Genomic DNA, 2,127 nt, shown 5'->3' with positions numbered 1-2,127 from the left:
TGTAGTGCGACAAGCTAATCTGCAGTGACTTCGACAAGCTAGCCTGCAGGAGAAAGCATAAACCATCATAGCTATATGTAAGACACCCTAAACTGCAGGACAAGAAAAAGTGCAGTACGACAAGTAAAATAACAGGCCCAGCCAGTGGGCCCTAATATTAAATTCTAATCTGAAAACCTTCAAGCATGATATTAACAAGCTCAAGTCTCTTTTTGCCTATCCGGCTAGTAACTGTTGGATTAATCCCATTTGCACTAAAAAGCTTCTTCCCATGACAAGAAGCATAATGAACAATTAGCTCCTTGAACTGTTTCTCAGGCAGTTTTTTTGCTATATACTCATCACAAGCTAATATTATCTGGGCAGCAAGCAGCTTAACCGTAGTAGGGTTTCTTAATATATTCACAGCTTTCACCTCGTTTTCATACCTTTACTTCTGGAACTGTACAGTAGTTGTATCAGCATCAGCAGGTATAGCCTTATCAAAAATATGAGGAGTCTTATTACATAAAGCTGTTATGTCATCTGCAGTAATAATTGACTTTTTATCAATATATGCTTGAATTAAAACCCTATAGCATAACTGGTTCATGCGCCTAGGTAGTCCTGAGCTTAGCTGATGAATAACAGGATAGCACTTATCATCAAATATGGGGTTTCTCGCTTTTGCAATATCTAACTGATACAATATATACTCCATAGACTCTGCCGGGGTCATAGGTACAGGCTCAACCCACAGATTAATCCTTTGCTTCATGGGTTGATTTACAGAAAGGTTCATGGTTTTAGATAAAAGAGGCGGCAGTCCTGCTAAAACAAGAGAGAAATTAGCACCCTCATCATAAAAGCTTCTAAGTTCATCAATCATGGGTATAGAAAGAGTATGTGCCTCATCAATTATGACGCAGTTAAACTTACCCTGCTCATTCTCTTCGTTAAAGAAGCTGATAATCTGCAGCTTAATATCATCACCATTAAAAGCAGGGGTAAGACCCATCTTCACGGCAATAGCCTTGTAAAGAGCCTTTTTGTTGGGATTTGACAGTTCCACATGACAAACTCTAAAAGAAGATGGATCTAGTTGATTTAGCGCATAAAACAAAAGAGAGCTTTTACCTGAACCAGCCATACCAGTAACAACAACTAAATGCCTTGAGAAAAACGCTGCTGAAATAAGAGCCATGTTTTTTAAAAAACTATTCCCTTCAAAAGGAGTCTTTGTTCTTTGTAAAAACGGCATAGACCCCAGGCTAAAATGTTCACACACTGACTTTAAAATATTGTTCATGAGTTTCTCCTTTCATTTGCAGCCAGTTTCTCAAGATAGTTAGAACGAATACTAGCAATGTAATACAAAAAATTCCTGTTAAAATCATTAGTCTTTTTCGACAAATCATCAAGTATAGAGATAAGTATCTCCTTATTAAACTCCTTAAAAGTATCCCAGAGCTCATTAAGTTTCCCCTTTTCAGCAAATGTAAGCTCAGCCATACCAATAGCATTTTTGACAATATCAATAAACTCATCTCTGTTAAGAGTGATTTTTACTTCCTTTTGGGGCCTTATAGGGTGAGCTTCGAGGCTTCCGGCGGCTTCTTTGTTTTCACCTATAACATCCTTATCAATATCAAGCTCTAGCTGTTTTTCTAGATACCTTTGGTAATTGCTTTTAATGTTTTCAAAATACATCTTTGATATCTTGCTTTCATAGCCAGATTCTTCAGGTATTGTCCCAACGCTTTTATGCCTTTTGGTCTGTAAATCAATAATCTTAGCAGCACCAAAGTATTTATCCATGTAATATACATGCAGATAATCAAGATGGAAGGGGTTATACCTTACAACCACCTCTTTACTGACAAGCTCAACTGGAGCTTCATAGGTATTACCTTCAAAGGAAATAATGCCATACTTGTTTACAACACGCTTAGATGCATGCAAAAAAATCTCTTCAAGCTCTACAGGTGAAAAGAACCTAAGCTTATTGCCTGCATTTAATGACTCATCCCACCTTTTTTTAGGTGACATACCAATAGACGAGTGGAGCTTATCATCATACTCAACCTTCATCCAGGCAAAATACAGATCATTAAGCTCTGATAGAGACTTAACAGGCTGCTTTTTGAC

At 37.5% G+C, this 2,127-nt stretch carries 3 protein-coding genes; all 3 read right to left on the bottom strand.

Annotation, left to right across the window (positions count from 1 at the left end):
• Positions 1-157 precede the first annotated feature (157 nt).
• Positions 158-406, bottom strand: a complete 249-nt coding sequence (locus K364_RS0105555) for a TIGR04540 family protein (RefSeq protein WP_028307190.1) — start codon at positions 404-406, stop codon at positions 158-160.
• Between the two features lie 24 nt (positions 407-430).
• Positions 431-1,288 (bottom strand): ExeA family protein, encoded by an 858-nt coding sequence (locus K364_RS0105550; protein WP_028307189.1) that lies wholly within the window; start codon positions 1,286-1,288, stop codon positions 431-433.
• Positions 1,285-2,127 (bottom strand): Mu transposase C-terminal domain-containing protein (locus K364_RS22960; RefSeq protein WP_035268204.1); only part of this gene is annotated, 843 nt, incomplete at its 5' end. The genes K364_RS22960 and K364_RS0105550, both read right to left, overlap by 4 nt.

Source organism: Desulfitibacter alkalitolerans DSM 16504 (assembly GCF_000620305.1).
Lineage (GTDB): Bacteria > Bacillota > DSM-16504 > Desulfitibacterales > Desulfitibacteraceae > Desulfitibacter > Desulfitibacter alkalitolerans.
Note: the sequence above shows the minus strand (reverse complement) of the source record. Positions and strands in the feature narration are given on the sequence as shown.

Bases quoted from the DNA above. Each gene is read 5' to 3' on its own strand.
- K364_RS0105550 (WP_028307189.1), bottom strand. From the start codon at position 1,288: ATGAACAATATTTTAAAGTCAGTGTGTGAACATTTTAGCCTGGGGTCT.